General features: G+C 40.7%; 24 protein-coding genes and 1 pseudogene. 2 read left to right on the top strand and 23 right to left on the bottom strand.

Translation table 11 applies throughout. The features are described from left to right. From ADH81_RS06995 to ADH81_RS06945, 11 genes and pseudogenes are all read right to left on the bottom strand, one after another. Positions 1 to 240, bottom strand: a pseudogene (locus ADH81_RS06995) (LytR family transcriptional regulator); the annotation flags it as partial. After that, a complete protein-coding gene (gene pheA / locus ADH81_RS06990; protein WP_049527592.1) occupies positions 237 to 1,085 on the bottom strand; it encodes a prephenate dehydratase in 849 nt (282 codons plus the stop codon). The pseudogene ADH81_RS06995 and the gene pheA, both read right to left, overlap by 4 nt. Further along, positions 1,082 to 1,558 carry a shikimate kinase gene (locus tag ADH81_RS06985; protein WP_049527590.1) on the bottom strand — a complete coding sequence of 159 codons (477 nt, stop codon included), beginning with the start codon at positions 1,556 to 1,558 and terminating at the stop codon, positions 1,082 to 1,084. Before ADH81_RS06985 ends, pheA begins: the two co-directional genes overlap by 4 nt. Beyond that, the gene (aroA, locus tag ADH81_RS06980) at positions 1,551 to 2,834 is read right to left on the bottom strand and encodes a 3-phosphoshikimate 1-carboxyvinyltransferase (RefSeq protein ID WP_049527585.1); all 1,284 of its coding nucleotides are present in this window, start codon (positions 2,832 to 2,834) and stop codon (positions 1,551 to 1,553) included. The genes ADH81_RS06985 and aroA overlap by 8 nt, the downstream gene beginning before the upstream one ends. Before the next feature lie 89 nt (positions 2,835 to 2,923). Next, positions 2,924 to 3,262 (bottom strand): YlbF/YmcA family competence regulator, encoded by a 339-nt coding sequence (locus ADH81_RS06975; protein WP_049527582.1) that lies wholly within the window; start codon positions 3,260 to 3,262, stop codon positions 2,924 to 2,926. 11 nt (positions 3,263 to 3,273) lie between these two features. Further along, positions 3,274 to 4,377, bottom strand: a complete 1,104-nt coding sequence (locus ADH81_RS06970; RefSeq protein ID WP_049527580.1) for a prephenate dehydrogenase — start codon at positions 4,375 to 4,377, stop codon at positions 3,274 to 3,276. 9 nt (positions 4,378 to 4,386) lie between these two features. Further along, positions 4,387 to 5,553 carry a chorismate synthase gene (gene aroC, locus ADH81_RS06965; RefSeq protein ID WP_049527579.1) on the bottom strand — a complete coding sequence of 389 codons (1,167 nt, stop codon included), beginning with the start codon at positions 5,551 to 5,553 and terminating at the stop codon, positions 4,387 to 4,389. Positions 5,554 to 5,562: 9 nt separating this feature from the next. After that, positions 5,563 to 6,630 (bottom strand): 3-dehydroquinate synthase, encoded by a 1,068-nt coding sequence (gene aroB / locus ADH81_RS06960; protein ID WP_049527576.1) that lies wholly within the window; start codon positions 6,628 to 6,630, stop codon positions 5,563 to 5,565. Between the two features lie 16 nt (positions 6,631 to 6,646). Further along, the gene (locus ADH81_RS06955) at positions 6,647 to 7,504 is read right to left on the bottom strand and encodes a shikimate dehydrogenase (protein ID WP_049527575.1); all 858 of its coding nucleotides are present in this window, start codon (positions 7,502 to 7,504) and stop codon (positions 6,647 to 6,649) included. Then, the gene (gene aroD, locus ADH81_RS06950; RefSeq protein ID WP_049508709.1) at positions 7,494 to 8,171 is read right to left on the bottom strand and encodes a type I 3-dehydroquinate dehydratase; all 678 of its coding nucleotides are present in this window, start codon (positions 8,169 to 8,171) and stop codon (positions 7,494 to 7,496) included. The genes ADH81_RS06955 and aroD overlap by 11 nt, the downstream gene beginning before the upstream one ends. Further along, positions 8,168 to 9,331: a class I SAM-dependent rRNA methyltransferase gene (locus ADH81_RS06945; RefSeq protein WP_049527572.1), complete on the bottom strand. Its 1,164-nt coding sequence runs from the start codon at positions 9,329 to 9,331 to the stop codon at positions 8,168 to 8,170. The genes aroD and ADH81_RS06945 overlap by 4 nt, the downstream gene beginning before the upstream one ends. A gap of 246 nt (positions 9,332 to 9,577) precedes the next feature. On the opposite strand from ADH81_RS06945, the gene ADH81_RS06940 reads away from it, so the two are divergent. Continuing rightward, positions 9,578 to 11,029: an alpha-amylase gene (locus ADH81_RS06940; protein WP_049527569.1), complete on the top strand. Its 1,452-nt coding sequence runs from the start codon at positions 9,578 to 9,580 to the stop codon at positions 11,027 to 11,029. 197 nt (positions 11,030 to 11,226) lie between these two features. Here the strand turns inward: ADH81_RS06940 and ADH81_RS06935 are convergent, their stop codons facing one another. The 12 genes from ADH81_RS06935 to cdaA form a co-directional block, all read right to left on the bottom strand. Beyond that, entirely contained in the window at positions 11,227 to 11,901 is a 675-nt protein-coding gene (locus tag ADH81_RS06935; RefSeq protein WP_049527567.1) for a DnaD domain-containing protein, read from the bottom strand. Between the two features lie 8 nt (positions 11,902 to 11,909). Then, positions 11,910 to 12,854 carry a homoserine O-acetyltransferase MetA gene (gene metA / locus ADH81_RS06930; RefSeq protein WP_049527566.1) on the bottom strand — a complete coding sequence of 315 codons (945 nt, stop codon included), beginning with the start codon at positions 12,852 to 12,854 and terminating at the stop codon, positions 11,910 to 11,912. Between the two features lie 193 nt (positions 12,855 to 13,047). Further along, entirely contained in the window at positions 13,048 to 13,560 is a 513-nt protein-coding gene (locus ADH81_RS06925) for an adenine phosphoribosyltransferase (protein WP_049527563.1), read from the bottom strand. 122 nt (positions 13,561 to 13,682) lie between these two features. Continuing rightward, positions 13,683 to 14,288: a hypothetical protein gene (locus ADH81_RS06920; RefSeq protein WP_049527560.1), complete on the bottom strand. Its 606-nt coding sequence runs from the start codon at positions 14,286 to 14,288 to the stop codon at positions 13,683 to 13,685. Beyond that, positions 14,288 to 16,156 (bottom strand): ABC-F family ATP-binding cassette domain-containing protein, encoded by a 1,869-nt coding sequence (locus ADH81_RS06915; protein WP_049527559.1) that lies wholly within the window; start codon positions 16,154 to 16,156, stop codon positions 14,288 to 14,290. The genes ADH81_RS06920 and ADH81_RS06915 overlap by 1 nt, the downstream gene beginning before the upstream one ends. After that, entirely contained in the window at positions 16,153 to 17,352 is a 1,200-nt protein-coding gene (locus ADH81_RS06910; protein WP_080979291.1) for a CCA tRNA nucleotidyltransferase, read from the bottom strand. The genes ADH81_RS06915 and ADH81_RS06910 overlap by 4 nt, the downstream gene beginning before the upstream one ends. Next, entirely contained in the window at positions 17,349 to 18,116 is a 768-nt protein-coding gene (gene dapB, locus ADH81_RS06905; RefSeq protein ID WP_049527553.1) for a 4-hydroxy-tetrahydrodipicolinate reductase, read from the bottom strand. Before dapB ends, ADH81_RS06910 begins: the two co-directional genes overlap by 4 nt. A gap of 169 nt (positions 18,117 to 18,285) precedes the next feature. Then, positions 18,286 to 19,134 (bottom strand): DegV family protein, encoded by an 849-nt coding sequence (locus ADH81_RS06900; protein ID WP_049527551.1) that lies wholly within the window; start codon positions 19,132 to 19,134, stop codon positions 18,286 to 18,288. 3 nt (positions 19,135 to 19,137) lie between these two features. Next, positions 19,138 to 19,512, bottom strand: coding sequence for a DUF1149 family protein (locus tag ADH81_RS06895; protein WP_001050093.1), 375 nt, complete (start codon positions 19,510 to 19,512; stop codon positions 19,138 to 19,140). A 65-nt stretch (positions 19,513 to 19,577) separates the two neighbouring features. Further along, positions 19,578 to 20,927 (bottom strand): phosphoglucosamine mutase, encoded by a 1,350-nt coding sequence (glmM, locus tag ADH81_RS06890; protein WP_049527548.1) that lies wholly within the window; start codon positions 20,925 to 20,927, stop codon positions 19,578 to 19,580. Positions 20,928 to 20,949: 22 nt separating this feature from the next. Next, positions 20,950 to 21,741 carry a CdaR family protein gene (locus ADH81_RS06885; protein ID WP_049527546.1) on the bottom strand — a complete coding sequence of 264 codons (792 nt, stop codon included), beginning with the start codon at positions 21,739 to 21,741 and terminating at the stop codon, positions 20,950 to 20,952. Next, positions 21,728 to 22,585, bottom strand: coding sequence for a diadenylate cyclase CdaA (gene cdaA / locus ADH81_RS06880; protein WP_045763531.1), 858 nt, complete (start codon positions 22,583 to 22,585; stop codon positions 21,728 to 21,730). Before cdaA ends, ADH81_RS06885 begins: the two co-directional genes overlap by 14 nt. A 134-nt stretch (positions 22,586 to 22,719) precedes the next feature. Between cdaA and ADH81_RS06875 the strand changes: the two genes are divergently transcribed. Continuing rightward, a complete protein-coding gene (locus tag ADH81_RS06875) occupies positions 22,720 to 23,688 on the top strand; it encodes an NAD(P)/FAD-dependent oxidoreductase (RefSeq protein WP_045763532.1) in 969 nt (322 codons plus the stop codon). Positions 23,689 to 23,703 lie beyond the last annotated feature (15 nt).

Here is a 23,703-nt window from a genome sequence, read left to right as displayed (position 1 = left end):
GCCACTACGGCGACTAGAACGGCTACGATTAGCATAGGTTGGTAGGTCGATACCAGAATCTGAAAGAAGTTGTTCTTTGGCTTCTGGATTGAAAACTTCAGCTGAACCTTTTTGACCTTCTAACTTAGCATGTAAAAAGTCAAATTCTCTCTTTTCTTTTTCATTCAAATAATGAATATTTTTCAAAAGATAGTCATATCTCAGTTTTTCATGGTGTGTCAAAGGATTCTCTCTAGTCATTCCTTCTCCTTTCCTTTATCCTGTATGGTATAGATAGGATAAGCACCTAGTACTTTATACTGGATTCCAATCGTTTCTAGTTCTTTTTGAGCAAAATGGACCAGTTCCTTATCAGTATAAGCGACATCAATGATAAAAAAGTATTCGCCCAAGGCTGTTTTTAGGGGACGACTCTCAATTTTAGTCAAGTCAATCCCGCGCCATGCAAAGGTAGAAAGTGCTTTGTATAATGCACCTGGAAGATTATCTGGCAAGGTCAAAGCTAGACTCATCTTTTCAGAACCTGGACTCAAGGGGATTTGTGGTAATTTAGGTCCCAAAACCCAAAAACGAGTAAAATTGGCTTCCATTTCTTGAATATCTTGAGCGATCAGTTCTAGCCCATATTCCTCTGCAGAACTTCTTGGGGCAATCGCCGCAAATGGTTGATCAGGATGCTCAGAAACATAGCGCGCAGCGTAGGCTGTACTGGCAGTGACTTCTAGTTGCGCATCTGGATAATGCTCGTCAATAAATTTCTTCCCTTGTGCCAATGCTTGTGGGTGAGAAAAGATTTTCTCAATTTTAGATTGCCCTGGCACTGCCATCAACTGTTGATGGATTGGCTGAACGATCTCTGCCACAGCTTGAATGCGAGCCTGGTGGAAAAGATAGTCCAGAGTCTCATGAACACTACCTTCAATGGAATTTTCAACCGGCACTACTGAATAGTCTACCAATCCCTGTTCATAGGCCTTGATAACGTCTGTAATATTTGAAAATGGCTCCAGTTCCTCATGAGGAAAAGCCGTTTGCACCACATGGTGCGAAAAAGATCCTTTGGGACCTAGATAGGCAATTTTCATGTCAATTCCTCTATAATTTCCTCTGGGCTTAGCTTGGACACATCGATAACCTTACTAGCCACTTCCTCATACCAAGCCTGTCTTTCATTAAAAATTACAGCCAAATTTTCCTTGCTATTGTTCAGAAATAGTGGGCGTTGATTGTCCTTATCAGCTGAAATTCGTTGGTAAAGGGTCTCAAAATCTGCTTTAAGATAGATGTTCTCTGGATTTTGCTTGAGCAAGTCACGATTACGAGGAGAAATAACTACTCCACCACCAGTAGACACGACTTGGTCCGTTTTTAGTAGGTCAGCCAAAACTTCTTCTTCTATCTGACGGAAGGCTGCTTCTCCTTTTTCTTCAAAGAAACGAGCAATCGGCATCCCCAAGCGTTCTTCAAGCAAGGCATCCATGTCTACAAAGTCAGAATCTAATCCTCTAGCAATCGTAGATTTTCCTGCACCCATAAAACCTAGTAAAACCTTAGCCATGAATCAAGGTCTCCAAATCATCAAAGAAGCTTGGGTAGCTAGTATTAATAGCTTCTGCACGATCCAATTCAACCTCCCCATCTGCCACAAAAAGCGCTGCAATGGCTGTCATCATGCCGATACGGTGGTCACCAAAGGTATTGACTCTGGCTCCATGGAGGGCAGATTTCCCCTTGATAATCATTCCGTCTGCTGTAGGGGTGATAGTTGCTCCCATGCTATTTAAGGCATCAGCAACAACTTGAATGCGGTCGGTTTCTTTAACCTTGAGTTCCTCTGCATCTTTGATGACCGTTTGACCTTGAGCTTGGGTAGCAAGGAGAGCGATAATCGGCAATTCATCAATTAAACGTGGAATCAAGGCTCCGCCAATCTCTGTTCCCTTCAAATCTGAAGTTTCAACAGTCAAAGTTGCAGACTTGGCAATTGAATCAATATCAGTAATGTTCAATTTCCCACCCATAGCACGGATAACATCGATGATACCTGTACGTGTTTCATTAATACCAACATTCTTAAGCACCACACGAGAATTTGGAACAATCAAACCTGCGACTAACCAAAAGGCTGCACTAGAAATATCTCCAGGTACGACAACAGTTTGCCCACTTAGTTTCTGTGGCCCTTGGACTGTGATTTTCTTACCATCAACACTCAAGTCTCCACCAAATTGACGCAGCATATCTTCTGTATGATTACGAGTGCACTCCTTCTCAATGATGACAGACTGACCTTGAGCCTGCAAAGCCGCAAAAATCAAGGCTGATTTAACTTGAGCAGAGGCAATCGGCAATTCATAATGAATAGGTGTTAAGTTTTTTGTTCCTTTTAAGTGCAAAGGTGGCAAGTCTCGCTCTGTCTGACCAGAAATGCTAACTCCCATTTTTTTCAAAGGAAGGGTCACACGGTCCATAGGGCGTTTAGAAAGACTGTCATCTCCAAACATCTCTACTTCAAAGTCTGCACCTGCAAGGACGCCTGAAATCAAACGAATAGAGGTCCCAGAATTCCCCATATCGAGAGCATTCCGAGGGGCTTCCAATCCATCCATCCCAACACCTTGAATGGTAACGATACCGTCTTTGTCCTCTATCTCAACACCGAGGTCACGAAAAACTTGCATGGTTGACAAAACATCTTCACCACGTAAGATATCATAAACCTTAGTCTCACCTTCAGCCAAGCTTCCAAAAATGATAGAGCGATGACTGATAGACTTATCCCCTGGTACTCGAATACTACCATTCAAATGGTTAATGTTTGTTTTTAACTTCATACTAGACCTCATACTGACAATACTTTTTCTTATTTTATCATAAAAAGTCAGAAATTTCTTAAAAATTCCTGACTTTATGAGGTAAATTATTATTTTAAAAGTTCTGAAATTGGTTCAAAAACAATTTTTTCAATATCAGAAAGGTAGATAGAAAGTTGTTGCTGTTTGGCAAAGAAAGCTGATAAAAGAGAGTTGCCTTGAATCTGCTTACCAAAGCTTTCCATTTTTTCTTGGAAAGAAGCGTCGGGCATTTGACCAGTTTGGGCCATCACTTGGATTTCATGCTGAAAAGCAACATAATCCGCAAAAATCTTGCTAGCTTCTGCATCGGCTTGGATAGCATCTCTAGCTTCCTTAACCGCCTTGTATTCAGGCAATTCGCGTAGTCCACGACTAAGTTCGTTTGCACTATCATAAATATTTGACATAATTGTCCTCCTTATTTAATAACGACTGTGTAATTTGTATTTTCTGTAATGACTTGCTCAGCACGTTTTAAATCCTGAGCATTCTTAAAGGAAATTTGCAGAATACCGTGAATATCTTCACGGTTTTCCTCATTGATATGGATATTGACCAAGGAAGTTCCTCTTAGCAATTCCAAGATGCGCAAGATAACATCTTCCTCATCGGGAACGTCTACATAGAGGTCAAATGAGCTATCTACTCCTCCACGTTTATGGATTTCCATAGCTTGGCGTTGTTCACGCGCTTGATTGAAAAAGTTCCAAATTTGGTTTTCGTCACCCTTACTAATAGCTTGTCCAACCTCGTCCAAACGTCGCTTGAAATCTTCGATACGTTCAATAATGGTCTCTCGATTGGATAAAAGGATAGAAGTCCACATGCCTGGCTCACTTTCAGCAATCCGAGTCATATCCCGAAAACCACCTGCCGCAAAGCGTCGAGCCATCTCATGCTCTTCAGCATAACTAGCAGTTTGTTCCATCAATCCTGATGCTAAGATATGCGGAAAATGACTGATCTGAGAAGTCACTCTGTCATGCTCTTCAGCATCGATTTCAATGAAACGAGCGTGCAGACCTGACAGCAAATCTTTCATTTCTTCAAGCGTGTCTGGAGTCGTTAGGCTCGAAGGTGTGAAGATATAGTAGGCATTTTCAAAAAGATTAACATCGGCAGAAGCCGCTCCTGTCTTATGACTCCCTGCCATAGGATGAGCCCCTACAAAGCGAACAGGCTTATCAGCAAAACAGTTCTCAGCTGTAGCCACGATAGCTGACTTGGTCGATCCAGCATCAGAAATAATGACACCTTCTTTTAGTTCCAAAGTTGCCAATTCTTGTAAAAAAGCAATGGTTTGCTTGATTGGCAAGGTAAGAATGATGACATCTGCAAGTGGAGCAAAACTGGCAAAATCATCCGTCGCACGATCAATCATTCCTCGCTCCAAGGCAATATCTCTAGATGCCTGACTGCGATTGTATCCTAAAATTTCATAATCAGGATGATCCCGCTTGATTCCAAGTGCCATGGAAGCACCAATCAAACCCAATCCTGCGATATAGATGGTTTTAGCCATAAGAACTCCTTAATAATTCTTTGTATACTCCCGATGTTTAGCAACAGCTTCTTTTAATTCCTCCAGATTATCAGAAGAGAATTTCTCTAGAATTTCTTGGGCTAAGACCGTTGCTACGGCTGCTTCCATAACAACACCTGCCGCTGGAAGAGCAGTTGGATCACTTCTCTCCACCGTTGCCTTATAAGGCTCATGGGTTTCAATATCGACACTCATTAATGGCTTATAGAGAGTCGGAATTGGTTTCATGACCCCACGAACAATAATCGGTTGACCATTGGTCATACCACCTTCGAAACCTCCAAGGTTATTGGTCCGACGAGTGTAGCCATCTTCTGGTGACCAGAGAATTTCATCCATGACTTGGCTACCCTTGAGATAACCTGCTTTAAAGCCTAGTCCAAACTCCACACCCTTAAAGGCATTGATTGAGACAACCGCTTGAGCTAGTCTTGCATCTAGTTTGCGATCCCATTGAACATAAGAACCCAGACCAACTGGAACACCACCGACAACCGTTTCGACAACACCACCGATGGTATCTCCATCACGTTTGATCTGGTCAATATAGTCCTTGATCTCCTGCTCACGTTCTTGGTTAACGATAGAAACTTCTGACTGGGCAGCTAGTTTCTTAATCTCTGCGACTGTTAAGTTTTCTGGAACATCAATTTCTTTGCCACCAAAAACAACAACATGGTTAGCAATTTCGATATCAAGCTCAGCCAATAAACGCTTGGCCACAGCCCCAACTGCTACTCGCATAGTCGTTTCTCGGGCAGATGAACGTTCCAGGGAATTTCGCAAATCATCAAAGCGGTATTTGATGCCCCCAACCAAGTCTGCGTGACCTGGACGAGGATGTGTGATTTTTCGTTTACTTTTAAGTTTATCTTCAATATCCTCGGCAGACATGATATCTAGCCATTTTTGGTGGTCTTTGTTAATGACATCCATGGTAATGGGAGCCCCTGTCGTCTTCCCGTGGCGAACACCAGAAGTAAAGACAACCTGATCACTCTCAATCTTCATGCGACCACCACGGCCGTAGCCACCTTGACGACGTTTGAGATCCTCATTGATATCCTCGGCAGTCAAAGGAAGGCCTGCTGGGATTCCTTCAATAATTGCTGTCAGACGAGGACCGTGTGATTCTCCTGCTGTTAAATATCTCATACATTCTCCTTATTTTACCAAGTAATCTTTCATTTCTTCGAGAGAAACTGGGTGAATCATTGCTGAACCAAGTTCTGGTACCAAGACTAATTTCATAGTGTTGCCACGCGCTTTTTTATCATGAGTCAAAGCCTGATACAGCTTATCAACATCCCAGTTTTCATAATCAACAGGAAGCCCAAATTTCTGACACATTTCTCTGATTGACTGAGTGATTCCCACTGGCATGAGTCCTTTTTGTTCGGCTACTTTCGAGACCTGAACCATTCCCATCGCTACTGCCTCACCATGCATGACACGTCCATAACCAGCAGTTGCTTCAATAGCATGGCCGATTGTATGACCAAAGTTGAGATATAAACGAATGCCATTGTCCAATTCGTCCTCAACTACCATCTTGCGCTTGACCTGGCAAGAATGCTCAATCAAACTCTCGGAATGTTCCAATATGCTTTCCACAGAACCATCCATTTCAGATAACAAGTCCCAGAGTTCTGGATCTTTAATTAAGCCATACTTGATGACTTCACCCATTCCCTCAATCAATTCTCTCTTACCTAAGGTCTCAAGGACAAGCGGATCAATCAAAACACCATCTGGTTGAGCAAATGTCCCCACCATATTTTTGGCAAAAGGAGTATTCACTCCTGTCTTACCACCGATTGAAGAATCAACCTGGGCAGTTAAACTAGTTGGAATTTGAACGAAATGAATTCCTCGCATATAGGTAGAGGCTACAAATCCAGCTAAGTCTCCGACCACTCCACCACCGAGCGCAACGATGCCATCACTTCGAGTTAAACCTTGTTTAACTAAAAAATCATAGACTTTCTGCACTGTAGTCAGATTTTTTCGTTCTTCGCCCTCTAAAAAGTCAAAAACTGCCACTTGAAAACCAGCACCCTCTAAGCTCAATTTAACCTTTTCTGCATAGAGTGAAGCCACACGGTTATCCGTAATGATAACGACTTTTTGCGGTTGCCAAAGGTCTCTCAACCATTTTCCTGCTTGAGATAAGCATCCTTTTTCAATCTGAATATCGTAAGGATGATGTGGAAGGTCTATTCTGATTTTCATAGCAGGTCTCCTTTTTTCATTTTTGATACTTTTGTTTTAGTAATTCCCAGATTTGATCTGTTGGCATTTCCTTACCTGTCCATAACTGAAAAGCTTCAGCTGCTTGGTAAAGCAACATGCCAAGACCATTGATAGCTTGATTGCCCTGGTTGCTTGCCCACTTTAAAAATGGTGTCTCAAAGGGTTGATAAATCACATCAGTTACTAAAAGCTTCTCTGGTAAAAGGACACTTGTTGGGATTGGCAGAGATACTCCATCCATACCAACACTAGTCGCATTGACCAAGAGGTCAGCTTGAGTTATGTTGTCTTGAAGCTCTTGAACATCTTCTAAAGCAAATAAATCTACTTTAAACCCTGTTTCATTTTGTAATTTTTCTAAGTAAGGTCTTGTTTTTTCTATTGAACCCGAACGAACAAAGACAGAAACCTGACTGACTCCATCCAAGATTGCCTGCGCCAAAATTGCCTTGGCTGCACCGCCTGCTCCTAACAAGACCATTCTTTTCCCAGATATTTTAAAAGAAGGCAAGCTCTTAAAGAATCCCTTGCCATCTGTGTTATATCCGATTAAAGTTCCAGCTCGATTCACCACTGTATTGACAGCACCAATCACACGAGCTTCTTCACTCAATTGATCCAAATAAGGAATCACCTGCTCCTTGTAGGGCATAGAAAGATTGATTCCAAACATCTGGTAACGACGAATGTTGGCAACTGTTTCTGCCAAGTCAGTCGCTTCTACTTCCCAAGCAAGATAAACCCCATTGGTATTGGTTGCCTCAAAAGCTCTGTTGTGAATGAAGGGTGAAATGGAGTGTTTGATAGGATTGGCGACTACAGCTGCTAAACGTGTGTAGCCATCAATCTTCATTTAGTATCTCCCGAATTTTTTTCATGCTAGAAAGTGAAATCTGTCCTGGAGCACTGGCTTCGTCCAGACTTGCAAAAGACCAGCTAGAACCCGTTACATCTGATGTGATACGAGAAACCTTACCCACTTTCCCCATAGAAATCGTCACATATTCTTGTTCTGGGTTCAGTGTTTTAAAGCCACGCGTAAAGTTCATAAGGTCCAATACATCTTGTTCTGTATGAGCCATAACCGATACTTTAACCACTTTTGGCGTTAGGCTGGTTAGTTCGGATAAGATTTCCATCATATTCTCTGGAGTTTCTTGGAAATTATGATAACTCAAGACTAGATTTGGAAAATCAAGCATCTCTTCAAAAACATCCTTATGGGAGAAATACTCAAAATCGATATATTCAGGTTGATAGAGTTGAGCTACATCTTTGATAATTTGTACATACTCTGCCGAATCCAAATCGATCTCGCCTCCCTCAGCACGAGTACGTAGGGTGAAGAGGAGTTCGCGACCTGCAAATTTTTCAAAAATAGCTGGAGCTACCTGTAAAATAGCTTCCTTTGGTAGGAAGTCGGCACGCCACTCAATGATATCAGCATCGATATACCGCATGGCATCGATTCCTTGCGCCTCTTCTAAACTCTTTGGCATTACTGAAACGACTAATTTCATTTAGTTACCTTCATGCTAATCACCTTAAGGTAATTACTACTTTCATCTTTTTCATTGTAGACAAAGTCTGCTGGAAGTCCATATTTATTAAGAACCTGGTACTTACTTCCTGCAAATCCTTTGTCGATTTGTTCTATAAATTTTTGACGGGAAACATTGGCAGCATTGGTGCTAGCAATGATCATACCTCCCGGATTTAAAATCTCTAAACTCTGGGAAATCAACTTGTGATAGTCCTTAGCTACAGAGAAAGTTTGCTTTTTATTACGGGCAAAGCTAGGTGGATCTAGAACAATCACATCATAAGATAAGCCTTTACGTTTAGCGTATTTAAAGTATTCAAAGACATCCATAACAATGAAACGATGATTGTCAAGACTGAGTCCATTGACATGAAAATGAGCTTCTGACAGTTCTCTGGAACGTTTAGCTAGATCTACAGAGGTTGTTTCACTAGCGCCTCCCATTGCTGCAGCAACTGAGAAAGCTGCTGTGTAGGAAAACATATTAAGCAAGGATTTTCCCATAGCTAAACCATCAACCAAGCTACCACGCACTTCATGTTGGTCCAAGAAGATGCCTGTCATAAGACCGTCATTCATAAAGACTTGATAGAGAACTCCATTCTCAAGAACTGTAAAATTTTCTGGTGCTTCTTGACCATAGATATGGGCAGACTCATAGTCTAGACCTTTAAAACGAATCTTTTCATAGGCACCTAAGACTTCAGGGAAAACCTGAACAAAGGCTGCTAAGATCTCTTGGCGAAGTCCATAGATATAGGAATTATACCAGGAGAAAACAACATAATCTCCATAGAGATCCAAAGTCATTCCACCAAAGCCATCGCCTTCTTGATTAAACAAACGGAAGGCAGTTGTCAACTCATTTTGATAGTAAGAAGAACGTTTTTGTTTGGCTTTTTCAAACAAACTTTCAAAGAATTTTTGGTTAAAAGAAAGCTTCTGGTTCGTTACAAACCAACCAATCCCCTTATTTTGACGAGATAAATAAGCCTTGCCCAAAAACTGCTTGCTTTGACTAAATAACTCGACTTCCTGATCAGTTTCAGATAGTTCTGGAAAATCAATTTCCTCCAAAAGTACTAGACCTTGGTTTAGTTTTTTTTCAACACGTCTACTGACGAATACTTTATTCATAAATACTATTATAACAAATTTTGTGACAATTCACAAAATAGAAACTATTGATTCATCCATCATCTTGCCCTATCTGAGAGAATTTTTCCTCCCATTAGTCCTATTATTTTTCTTTTATAGTATTTCAACACTTCCAGTTGAAAAATAGACATAAAATTCAAAGAGTTTAATTATAACGCAAACGTTTGCATATTCTTTAGCTTTATGCTACAATAATTCTCATCACTGTAAGTAAGAGGATCAACTATGGAAAATCAAACCCTAATGCAATATTTTGAGTGGTATCTCCCCCACGACGGTCAGCACTGGACACGCCTAGCTGACGACGCTGAACACCTAGCCAACTTAGGTATTAGTCACATTTGGATGCCACCTGCTTTTAAAGCAACAAATGAAAAGGATGTTGGTTATGGCGTCTATGACCTATTTGACCTTGGAGAATTTAATCAGAAGGGTACTGTACGTACCAAATATGGTTTTAAAGAAGACTATCTTCATGCCATCCAAACTTTAAAATCTCATGGGATTCAACCAATGGCTGATATCGTCTTAAATCATAAGGCAGCCGCTGACCATTTAGAATCTTTCCAAGTGATAGAAGTGGATCCCGAAGATCGAACTGTGGAACTAGGAGAACCTTTTACCATCAATGGCTGGACTGGTTTTACCTTTGACGGACGACAAAACACCTACAATGACTTCCACTGGCACTGGTACCACTTTACTGGAACTGACTATGATGCCAAACGCCGTAAATCTGGGATCTATCTGATACAGGGAGACAACAAAGGCTGGGCTCATGAAGAATTAGTCGACAATGAGAATGGCAATTACGACTATCTCATGTATGCCGATCTAGATTTCAAACATCCTGAAGTGATAAAAAATATCTACGATTGGGCAGATTGGTTTATGGAAACAACTGGTGTAGCTGGTTTCCGTTTAGATGCAGTTAAACACATTGACTCTTTCTTTATGCGCAACTTCATTCGCGATATCAAAGAAAAATATGGCCAAGATTTCTATGTCTTTGGAGAATTCTGGAATCCAGATAAGGAAGCAAATCTGGATTACCTTGAAAAGATTGAAGAACGCTTTGATCTTGTCGATGTTCGCCTTCACCAAAATCTCTTTGAAGCAAGCAAATCTGGAGAAGACTATGATTTGACAAGCATCTTTGAGGATAGTCTAGTTCAACTCAATCCAGACCGAGCTGTAACCTTTGTCGATAACCATGATACTCAACGTGGCCAAGCTCTTGAATCCACTGTTGAAGAATGGTTTAAACCAGCAGCCTACGCTCTTATTCTCCTACGTCAAGAAGGGCTTCCATGTGTATTTTACGGAGACTACTACGGTATTTCTGGTCAATATGCTCAGCAAGATTTCAAAGATGTTCTTGACCGTTTGCTAGCTATTCGAAAAGAGTTGGCTTATGGAGAGCAAACGGACTACTTTGATGACCCTAATTGTATCGGTTGGGTCCGTTCAGGAGCTGAAAATCAATCACCACTTGCCATCGTGATTTCTAATGCCCAAGCAAACTCTAAAACCATGTTTGTCGGTCAAGAATGGGCTGACCAAACCTTTGTTGATTTGCTTGGTAACCATCCTGACCAAGTAACCATCAATGCTGAAGGTTATGGAGATTTCCCAGTTACAGAACGCTCTCTTAGCGTCTGGGGACTGGCTAACTAATCAATTAATACTCTTCGAAAATCTCTTCAAACCACGTCAGCCTCCATCTACAACCTCAAAGCAGTGCTTTGAGCAACCTGCGGCTCGCTTCCTAGTTTGCTCTTTGATTTTCATTGAGTATAAAACACACAAAAAATGCCCACAAGCTAGATTTTCTTTCTAGCCTGTAGGCATTTTTCTATTATCAATATTTAAAATTAATCTTTCCAAAGATCCATAGCATTTTGAAAATCTGCAGAAACTTGAACATTTTGAGGATTAGTCGCTTCTCTCTCCTGACGCTTCGCCTCTACCTGAACTACACTCTTAATGCCTTCATGACGCCAGTTTCGTAGGATAGCTTGGATATACTTCCAATTTGGTTTTCCATTCAAAACGGCCTCACGTAGAGCCTCTTTGATCAAGTCCGCACTGGTTCCGTCTTCTTTCAAACTCTTTTCTAAATCTTCGATCTCAAAAGGACTCAAGAGACGCCCTAGTTCTTGTTGGAAGGTTTCCACCAAGTTTTTCAAATCATTTTTAACGGGTAGCGCTTGGTTTGGTTCTTGCTTTTCAAAAAGTTGGTCTAAGCGCTCTAAAGCCAAAGTCGCATCAAAAATAACTTCTATTTCTCCATTGAGTTCAATCGTACGATATTGGAGTAAGCCTTTTTCTGTCAGGCGTGAAATCGCTTGATTGACTTCAAAAACTTGCTTGCCAATTTTCTCAGCAATCTGGCTTGGGGACAATTCCCCTAAAGCTGTTGTATTTTGTAGGTAAAAGAATTGCCAAACTAAGAAATCATCGCTTGATGAGAAAAGTTGATTGTAGTTTAAGAGCAGATCACTTGGTAGCACCAAATTCCCTGATTTGAAAGCATCTAAATATGTCATAATTCCTCTTATAAATATCCAAAATGAGACACATCTTCTTCTGCACTCTTCCACTCAAAAGGCGTTTCTTGGTAAACTGCATAATTTACCCAGTTACTGAAAAAGAGAGCTGCTGAGGAACTCCAACGCATACAAGGAAGTTCATGGATGTCATCATTCTTGAAATAATTTTCTGGTATATGGGGATCTAAACCAGCATCTAGATCTCTAAAATATTCCTTGGCTAGCGTATCACGATCATACTCCAAATGCCCAAAGCTATAAACTTCTCTTAAATCTCGGCTTGCAAGGATAGAGATTCCCACTTCTTTTCCAGATGCTAAGATCTCTAAATTTGTTTTATTTACAATGTCTTCTTTGAAAATTTCTGTGTGACGAGAATGGGGAGACACATACAAATCATCAAAACCTCTCAGCAAAAGATGACCTTCTTTTAAAACATCCTGAGGATAAATTCCCGAAAGTTTTTGAGCCATCTGGTGTTTATCTACGCCGTAACGATAGTAGAGGCCAGCCTGTGCTCCCCAGCAAATATGCAGGGTTGAAAAGACATGAGTCTTTGACCAATCGATGACCTGAGTAAATTCCTCCCAATAGTCCACTTCTTCAAAAGGGAGATGCTCAACTGGTGCTCCTGTGATAATCAAGCCATCAAAATACTGGTCTTGAACTTCCGAGAAGGTCTTATAAAAAGTCTCCATATGTTCAGAACGAGTTGTTTTCGACTGATGACTTTCCATATATAAGAAATCAATATCTAACTGCAAAGGAGTATTAGCTAAATGTCGTAAAAGCTGAGTTTCTGTAACCATCTTCTGTGGCATCAAGTTTAAAATCAGAATTTTCAGTGGTCGAATATCCTGATGAGCCGCCCGCTGGTCATCCATGACGAAAATATTTTCCGTTCGTAAAATCTCAACTGCTGGTAATTTTTTATCTATTCGAATCGGCATGGAAATCTCCTTACTGTATCAAGTTTAGGCTCAAGTGAACATACAGTCATCAAATGAAAAAATCAGCTGACGAAAGTCCTTCCCTTTATTATACTGTAAGAAGATATAGTTTTCAATTATAGTTTTTCTCTAACTAGATATAGCCTTTTTTTATATCAGATGAAGAGAAAACAGCCCTAGGGACTGTTTTTCATTAATAATGCATAAGCACCTTGTAGTCGTAATCTCCGATAGCTTCACGACCTTTAAGCTCATCAAGTTCGATCAAGAAGGCACAACCTGCTACGACTCCACCCAATTTTTCAATCATTTCGATTGTAGCCTTAACAGTACCACCTGTTGCCAAGAGGTCATCTACGATCAGAACACGTTGTCCTGGTTTGATAGCATCTGCGTGCATAGTCAAAGTATCAACACCATATTCTTTTTCATAGTCAGCTGAAACAACTTCACGTGGTAGTTTTCCAGGTTTACGAACAGGCGCAAAACCGATTCCCAATTCAAAAGCGACTGGACATCCAACGATAAATCCACGCGCTTCTGGTCCAACAATCATATCGATTTTTTTGTCAGTAGCGTATTGGACGATTTCACGAACAGCATAGCTGTAGGCATTACCATCAGCCATCAAGGGACTGATATCACGGAAGACAATTCCTTCCTTAGGGTAGTTTTCAATGGTTGCAATGTAATCTTTTAAGTTCATAGCATTTCTTTCTTTTTAAGTTTTTACTCCCTATTATACCATAAATCTTAGAAAAGAGAAATAGAAAGAAACCCTGGAAACTGAGTCCAAGGCTTCTAATCAAATCTGTAACTATTGCTCGTTTAATGAAATCTTTCCTTCTTTTTGCTTTTAGATTTTTGATTGCCTTGACGATTTTGTTCGATACGCCACTCTCGCTCAAAGTAGGACATGGCTTCAAAGACTCTTCGCGGTAAACCGACATCCAGCAAGTAGATTGGGATTTTCAAAACATTTGATTGCTTTGTAGTCGAAAATCTACTTCGTAGACGATTCCATAGAGAGTTGGGTTTTATAAAATCCTTGTCATAAAAATGAACTTCAATAGTATAAAAATCCCTCGAACTTCTTCCACCCTTGATTCTCATAAGAGAAAACGTTTCTACCTGCCCCCAGGAATAAAACTGCCAATCTTTTTTAGGATGTGGCTTATAGGAAAAACCTTGCGCCGTACATTTCAAATACTCTTTATCTGAAAAAAGAAGTCGCAAACGTTCATACAAAATCCACCCAACAATGATGATTAAGAATAAGACAAAGAGTCTTAATGCCACCAATCCCACAGGTGCCTCCTTGGGATAGGTCATCATAAAAGATAGGATCCAAAGAAGAAAAGCTAACTCAACTAAGCAGAGAAGAATAGTCCAGATGATTTTCTTACTGCTCCATTTGATGATTTTTTCTTCCATTAAGCCAACTCACTTAAATATTCATAGCGTTCATATTTTTCAAGCAAGACTTCATTCTTCTCATCTAACTCTTTTTGAAGAGTAGCTAGCTTCCCAAAGTCAGAGCCATTGGCCTGCATTTCCTCTTCAATAACAGAGATACGATTTTCCAAGGCTTCGATATCACTTTCAATACTTGCCCACTCCTGCTTTTCTTGGTAGGTCATTCGTTTCTTCTCTTCACGGACTTTGACGACTTTTTCCTTCTCAGCCTTTTGAACTTGACTTGTTGCTTCTGCTTCGAAGGCTTTTTCATCTAGGTAGTCGGTATAGTGGCCAAAGAACGGACGTATGATGCCATTCTCAAAAGCAAGAATCTTAGTCGCCACCTTATCAAGGAAATAACGGTCGTGACTAACGGTCAAGACTGGACCTGCAAAACCTTGTAAGAAATTTTCTAGAACAGTTAAGGTCGCAATGTCTAGGTCATTAGTTGGCTCATCCAAGAGGAGAACATTTGGTTTTTCGAGGAGTAGTTTAAGGAGGTAAAGTCGTTTTTTCTCACCACCAGACAACTTCTCAATCAAAGTACCGTGTGTTGAGCGTGGGAAGAGAAATTGTTCTAGTAACTCCGCGATAGATGTCGTAGAGCCACTGCTAGTTTTAACCTCTTCTGCCACTTCTTGTAGATAATTGATAACTCGCTTGCTTTCATCCAGACCTTCGATTTGTTGAGAGAAATAGGCGATGCGAACCGTCTCACCGATGATAACCTCTCCTTCCGTTGGCTCAAGACTTCCCGCAATGAGATTGAGAAGAGTTGACTTACCAACACCATTGTCACCAACGATTCCGATACGGTCTTTGGCTTGAACCAAAAGGTTAAAATGTTGCAGAATCTGTTTGTCGTCATAGGCAAAGGAAACATCCTTGAACTCGATGACCTTTTTACCGATACGGCTAGTTTCAAAATTCATGCTCAAGTCTGTCTCAACACTATTATCTGAAACTTCCTTCTTCAAGTCATGGAAACGATTGATGCGTGCCTGTTGCTTGGTTGCACGAGCCTGAGGTTGCCGTCTCATCCAAGCTAATTCTTGTTTGTAAAGTTGTTCCTTTTTGTGAAGAAGCGCTGCGTCGCGCTCATCCTGTTCAGCCTTGAGACGAACATAATCTTGGTAATTTCCTTGATATTCTGTCAAACCTGCTCTGTCCAACTCAAAGATTCGCGTAGAAAGAGCATCTAGGAAATAGCGATCGTGGGTGATAAATAATACTGTTTTCTTGGAATTTTTCAAGAAGAGGGTTAGCCACTCAATGGTCGCAATATCCAAGTGGTTGGTTGGTTCATCTAGTAACAAGAGGTCATGGTTGCCCAAAAGTACTTGGGCCAACTGAACCCGTCTTCGCAAACCACCTGACAGGGCTCCAACGGGAATTGATAAATCCTGAATCCCCAACTTGCTGAGAACTGTCTTGACCTGACTCTCAATTTCCCAAGCTTGGAGAGAATCCATCTCCGACATAACCCGTTCCAAACGGGCTTGCTTATCCTCACTGTAGTTGAGCATGAGCAATTCATACTCACGGATCAACTGGATTTCTTTCAAATCGCTCGATAGAACAGTATCCAAGACAGTCTTGCTATCATCAAAATCTGGGTCCTGAGTCAAGTAGCCAATTTTGTAATCATTTTTTGCCGAAAAAGGGCTTACGTCACCATCAAAACCAGAAACTCCTGAAAGCACATCTAAAAGGGTTGTTTTCCCAGTTCCGTTGACACCGATAAGACCGATTCTATCCAAGTCATGGATGATAAAGGAAATATCCTTAAAGACAGTTTTGTCTCCAACGGATTTACTTAGTTTTTCAACAATAAAATCACTCATTTTTTCTCCCTCAAGTAGGCATGAATAGCTTCCAAGTTATTTTCCAAATCTCCATCCACAATAGCATACTCAATCTCTGCTAAAATTTCTCCCATTTCTGGTCCTGGTTGATAGCCGTATTCCTTGATGAGAATCCCACCATTGATTTGAATTTCTTTCTTATCATGGATGGTTAGGCTGTGGTAAGTCTCTTCGACAGCCTGTGGATTGACTTCTTTTCCTTGAGCCTGACGAAGATTTTCAGCCTGTAAAAGCAAATCTAGATCAAAACGGTAACAATCGCGCTTGCTTAGTTCACCTTCTTCACGAAGTTCTAAGATCGTAAGTAAATCTTGAACTTGCTTAGCGAATTGACGCGAAGTTTTCCAATGTTTCAAAAATTGTTGAGCATCTTCCACTTCTAAAACCCATAAAAGTGCAGCCCAGGCTTGTTCAGAAGATTCAAAGGTAAAATCAGCATCTAAGCCAAATAAAGATTGGAGGTTCTCCTGACTACCAGCCATATCCGGAAGATAATCATAAGCTTTACTTGCAATCATAGAAGACAGACCTACTCGCCAATGAGGAGCTAGTAGAAGTTTATCAAATTCAACAAAAGTACGTTCCACAGAAATTTTCTCTAATAGTGGTGTCAGATCTTTCATAGCTTCAAAGGTTTCTTGCTCAAGCTCAAAGCCAAGACTGGCCTGAAAACGGAAACCACGCATAATCCGCAAAGCATCTTCGTTGAAACGCTCACTAGCTACACCAACTGCTCGTAAAACTTGATTTTCTAGATCTCTCAAACCATCGAACAAATCAATAATTTTTCCCATCTCATCCAAGGCAAAGGCATTGACTGTGAAATCACGGCGTTTGAGGTCCTCTTCTAACGAACGAACAAAAGAAACTGAACTTGGTCTACGGTAGTCTACATAGACATCCTCAGTTCTAAAAGTGGTTACTTCGTACTCTTCATCTCCGTCTAAAACCAAAACTGTTCCGTGCTCAATGCCAATGTCAGCTGTCCGTGGAAAAATCTGCTTGGTTTCTTCTGGATAAGATGAAGTCGCAATATCCACATCATGGATGGGACGATTGAGTAGGGCATCCCTAACAGAACCTCCAACAAAATAGGCTTCAAAGCCTGCTTCTTTAATTTTTTCTAATACTGGTAAAGCCTTCTGAAATTCAGAAGGCATTTGTGTTAATCTCATAATAAGTGTTCTAATCCATAGACAAGCTCATGACGCTTGACAACTTCTTTGATTCCCAAATTCACCCCTGTCATGAAGGAGCTACGATCATAGGAGTCATGACGTAGGGTCAATCCTTCTCCCTGATTTCCAAATATAACTTCCTGATGAGCTACCAAACCTGGCAAACGGACTGAGTGGATTCGCATACCATCAAAGTTGGCTCCACGTGCCCCTGAAATGAGTTCTTCCTCATCACTAGCACCTTGTTGGATAGACTCACGAACTTCTGCCATCAATTCCGCTGTTTTGATAGCTGTTCCGCTCGGAGCATCTTTTTTCTTGTCATGGTGAAGCTCAATAATCTCTACATTTGGGAAGTATTTTGCAGCTTGTACCGCAAATTGCATGAGCAAAACAGCACCCAAAGCAAAGTTAGGAGCAATCAAGCCACCCAAGTTTTTGGAACGAGAAAATTCTTTTAGTTCTTCAATCTCTTGACTAGTGAAACCTGTTGTTCCAACTACTGGAGCAAATCCATTTTCAAGAGCAAAGCGTGTATTCTCATAGGCAACAGCTGGTGTTGTAAAGTCAACCCATACATCTGCCTCAAAACCTGCCAAGTCATTCTTATCATTGAATACTGGAATTCCCTGCCAGTCAGATGCAGACTCAAAAGGATCTAAAACCGCTACCAGTTCAAGTTCAGGATCAGACAAAACCATTTGACAAGCAGATTGGCCCATTCTTCCCTTAAAACCAGCAATAATTACTCGAATACTCATCTCAATCTCTACTCCTGTTTAAGATACAAAGGACGTTAGCTGCCCATGAAAAATAGGGAATGGCGCTGACTTTCCACGAAAGGCAAGACAGGCATCTTTTTTCAAGAGGCAGGTAGTCCGTGTTAAATTTTCAAGATCCAAAGGACCTTAGCTGTCCATGAAAAATAGTCTAGATTATGGGTGTATAGCCCAGAGCAATACTTCCTTCTCCCAGGTGAGTCCCAATAACACTACCGAAGGTTGCAATTGAAACATCTGTAGCCACTCCACCATCGATTAAAAGCTGGCGCAAATCTGCTGCTTTTTGAGGAGCATTCCCGTGAATGACAGTGATCTGGTAATTCCCATTATCTGTTGCTTCTTTAACAATTTCAACTAAGCGTTTTGTAGCCTTTTTCTCTGTACGAACCTTTTCATATACTTCTATCACACCTTGGTCATTGAAGTATAGGATTGGCTTGATACTAAGGAGATTCCCCAAAATAGCCGCACCATTAGAGAGTCGTCCACCCTTAACTAGATGGTCAAGATCATCCACCATGATAAAGGCTGAGGTATTTTCAATCTGTTCAGTTACTTTATCTAAGATAGACTCAAAGCCATCTCCTTGCTCTGCACATTTCAAGACACTCTCAACCATATAGCCTAGGGGAGCGCTTGTAATACGGGTATCAGGAAAGGCAATGGTTACCCCTTCATATTCATCCTTCATATACTGGATGTTTTGGTAAAATCCTGAAATTCCAGAAGATAGGAAAAGACCTAAGGCATGTGTATAGCCTTTAGCTTTTAATGATGATAAAATTTCATCCAACTTGGCAATACTTGGTTGGCTCGTTTTTGGCAATTCGCTTGCTGAAGCCATTTTTTCATAAAATTCTTGAGCGGTTAGATTTACACCTTCAACATACTCCTGTCCATCGATATTCACAGGAATGTCTAGCACAAATAAATCTTCTTTCCGCAAGGCTTCCGCTTGTAGAAAAGCAGATGAGTCTGTTATGACCGCTAATTTCATTTCTTAAAACTCCAAATTAATTCCCGGTAAATCAAGGGCAATTTCTGTTACTTCATAAGTCAAACGATTAAGCATGTCCAAACATGGACGAGCTAGTGTCTCAACCTCTTCTTGGCTGAAATCACTTGGCTGATCGATAATACGACCTTCAACATGGTTGACTTGAGAAATCGTTCCACTAATGACAAATCTATCAAAGACAATCATAAAGCTCAAAACAACTACTAAAGAGGTAACTTGATTTTCTTGATCATGCTGAAGCAACTGGAAGTTTACATCTACCTTAGTTTCAGGTGCTCCATTTTCATTTTCCCATTCAAAGTTACGCGCATCAAAGTGATACTGACTGACAAATTCTTGTTCACGTTTTAAATTCATTTTCATCTCCATTGGTACAATATAGTTGCCATTGTACCATATTTTTTTATTTTCTGCTAGATTTACTAAATACCAATCTCAGTTTTAACAACTTGAGCAATCGTATCCACGTAGTAGTCCACTTCTTCTGCTGTAGGCGCTTCAGCCATCACTCGCAAGAGTGGTTCTGTTCCGCTCGGACGAACGAGGATGCGACCATTTCCTGCCATTTCTGCTTCCATCTTCTCAATAATAGCTTTGATAGCTGGCACTTCCATAGCTTTTTCTTTCATGGCATTTTCCACACGGATATTGACCAATTTTTGTGGGTAAATTGTCACTTCTGAAGCCAATTGAGACAAACTCTTACCTGTTTCTTGCATGATTTTCGTCAATTGAACAGCTGAAAGCTGACCATCACCAGTAGTATTATAGTCCATCAAGATAACGTGACCTGATTGCTCACCACCGAGATTGTAGCCAGATTTTCTCATTTCTTCAACTACATAGCGGTCTCCAACAGCAGTGACTGCTTTATTGATTCCTTCACGATCCAAGGCCTTATGGAAACCGAGGTTGGACATAACTGTTGTCACAATCGTGTTTTGAGCCAATTGACCTTTTTCAGAGAGGTATTTCCCAATGATGTACATAATCTTGTCACCATCGACAATTTCGCCATTTTCATCAACAGCAATCAAACGGTCGCTATCACCATCAAAGGCTAAACCAATGGCTGACCCGCTTTCTTTTACAAGTTCTTGCAAGGCTTCTGGATGAGTTGAACCAACGTTCAAGTTGATGTTAAGGCCATCTGGTGTTTCACCGATAACTGTTAATTGAGCACCTAGATCTGCAAAAATTTGACGAGCACTGGTTGCAGCTGCTCCGTTAGCAGTGTCCAAGGCAACCTTCATCCCTTCAAGAGGAGTTCCAGTTGAAACAAGATAGGATTCATATTTACGTAAACCTTCCGGGTAGTCAACAACCGTACCCAAGCCCTCTGCACTTGGACGTGGGAGAGTATCTTCACTGGCATCTAGCAAGGCTTCGATTTCTGCTTCTTTGTCATCGTCTAGTTTAAAGCCGTCACCACCAAAGAATTTAATTCCATTATCAAGGGCTGGGTTGTGACTAGCTGAAATCATGACACCTGCGCTCGCACCTTCTGTTTTTACAAGATAAGCTACTGCTGGTGTTGCAAGAACGCCTAGTTTGTAAACGTGAATTCCGACTGAAAGGAGGCCAGCAATCAAAGCTGCTTCTAGCATTTGACCTGAGATACGAGTGTCACGTCCTACAAACACTTTTGGTGCTTCAGTCGTATGTTGACTGAGAACATAACCTCCAAAACGTCCCAATTTAAAAGCTAATTCTGGCGTAAGTTCTACGTTTGCTTCTCCACGGACTCCGTCCGTTCCAAAATATTTACCCATGTTATATCCTTTTCTAATTTTTTTAGTCTTTCTTTGAAGAGTCTGGTTTGGTTTCAGACTCTGCAGTAGAAGATTTCGTTGAAGATGAGCTAGTAGTTGAAGAGCTTGAACTACTTGCTGATCGAGCTTGTTTCGTTGTTATCTTCATGGTTGTTTCATACGGTGTAATCACCGTTGGTAAAACTGTTCCATTCTTATCAATAGCTTGTAAAGGAACTGAACCTGTATAATTTCCTGTAATTTTTTCACTAGTTGGTAAAACAGCCACAATCTTATCAATCTTAGACAAGGTATCAACATCACTAGTAACCGAAACGCGTTCATCTGAAACAGTCACACTATCGATAAGAATTCGTTCATCAACCTTACCAGAGTCAATCTGTGGAGTGACTGGTAAATTATCCCTTGTTGCTTTCTTCCCAATTTTAACGGTGATTTTCTGTGGTGTTGCTAGGGCTGTTAAACCGCTCGGAAGATTTTCAATGGTCAAGGGAACTTCAACGGTTCCTTCTGTCGCCTGTGTTAAATCTGCAGTAACCTTAAATTTACGAGTGCTTTCTTGCATCTCACTAGCCAAGGTCACTCGATTGGATCCAGTTAAAAATACCGTTACTTCTGAACTAAAACCACTAATAAAATACTGCTCACTATCGTACTGAATGTCAATCGGTACATTTACGACCGTATTAGTATAGGTTTCTGTTCGAGCCGGTCTTGCATTATTATTATTTTGATAATTAATAGAGGTAGCGTAGATAAATAAAACGCAAGCAAAGAGGAGTGAGGAGATGATATATAAACTATTTTTTTTCATTCTTCCAGCCTCCTAATATACGCTCTGTTAAGCTTGGCTCTTGTGAATTTTCCGGAATCAGTATACGACGTAGCTCTTCCTCAAATTCTTCCATCGTTAAATCATGCTTAAAGACACCATTATAGGTAATGGAAATACCTCCAGTTTCCTCTGATACCACAAAAGTGAGAGCATCAGAAACCTCAGATAAACCAATGGCTGCACGGTGTCGCGTTCCAAACTCCTTAGAAATACCAGTGTCTTCAGTAAGTGGAAGATAAGCAGATGTTACAGCTATTCGATCACCTTTTATAATGACTGCACCATCATGTAAAGGTGTGTTTGGAATGAAGATATTGATTAAGAGTTCTGCAGAAATCTTAGCATCTAAAGGAATCCCCGTAGATATATATTCCTGCAAGGTTCTGACACGCTGAACTGATACCAGTGCTCCAATTTTTCGCGGGCTCATATATTCAACTGCTTTAACAAAGGCCTGAATCATCTGTTCTTCTGAACTCATTGGTGTACTTGAAAAGAAATCAGTCGCACGTCCTAATCGCTCTAAACCTGTCCGAATTTCTGGAGAGAAAATAACAACCGCTGCGATAACACCGTAAGTAATCAATTGATTGATCAACCAAGAAATAGTCGTCAAGCCTAGGGTATTTGCTGCTATCTGAGCTAAGATAAACACTAAAACACCTCGAACCAGGATCATAATCTTGGTTCCTGCAATTGATTTTGTAAATTGGTATAAGATATAGGCAACGATAAGAATATCAATCACATTTATCAGAATACTCCAAGGACTGGAAAACAAACTAGACCAGTATTGAAGATTAGATAATTGCTGAAAATTCATTCTAGGCCTCCTCTCCATAAAAAAGCTACTCTTCATTATATCATTTTATATAAAAATTTTCTTCCCCCTACTTCATTTTAAATTGGTAGAAAATATGATAGAATAAAATGATAGAAATGAATTAAGGAGAAACCATGTCTGAACTATATGATATTACCATTGTAGGAGGTGGACCTGTCGGTCTTTTCGCAGCCTTTTATGCTCACCTTCGTCAAGCCAAAGTACAAATCATCGATTCTCTTCCTCAACTAGGTGGTCAACCTGCCATCCTATATCCTGAAAAACAAATTCTCGATGTTCCAGGTTTTCCAAACCTCACAGGGGAAGAATTGACTAACCGCCTTCTGGAACAACTTGAAGGGTTTGAGACACCTGTTCACCTCAATGAAACTGTTCTTGAGATTGAAAAAGAGGATGATGTTTTTAAGATTACAACCAATAAGGGAAATCATACTTCTAAAACCGTTATTATTGCTATGGGTGGTGGTGCTTTTAAACCACGTCCACTCGAATTAGAAGGTGTTGAAGGCTATGACAATATCCACTACCACGTTTCTAATATTCAACAATATGCTGGTCAGAAGGTAACCATCCTGGGTGGTGGTGACTCAGCCGTTGACTGGGCTTTAGCTTTTGAAAAGATTGCTCCAACTACACTTGTTCACCGTCGCGATAACTTCCGTGCACTTGAGCATAGCGTACAGGCCTTGCAAGAGTCTTCTGTAACTATCAAAACACCATTTGTGCCGAGTCAACTTCTTGGTGACGGCCAAACTCTTGACAAGCTTGAAATCACAAAAGTCAAATCCGATGAAACCGAAACCATTGAATTGGACCACCTCTTTGTCAACTATGGCTTTAAATCTTCTGTCGGTAATCTTAAAAAATGGGGATTAGAACTGAACCGCCACAAGATTATCGTCAATAGCAAGCAAGAGTCAAGCCAAGCTGGAATTTATGCTATCGGTGACTGCTGCTACTACGAAGGTAAGATTGACTTGATTGCAACAGGTCTTGGTGAAGCACCAACTGCTGTCAACAATGCCATTAACTACATTGACCCAGAACAGAAAGTACAACCAAAACACTCTACAAGTCTATAAGAAAAGAACCACGAA

The organism is Streptococcus pseudopneumoniae (assembly GCF_001072925.1).
GTDB lineage: Bacteria > Bacillota > Bacilli > Lactobacillales > Streptococcaceae > Streptococcus > Streptococcus pseudopneumoniae_Q.
This window is presented reverse-complemented; position numbering and strand designations above follow the sequence as displayed.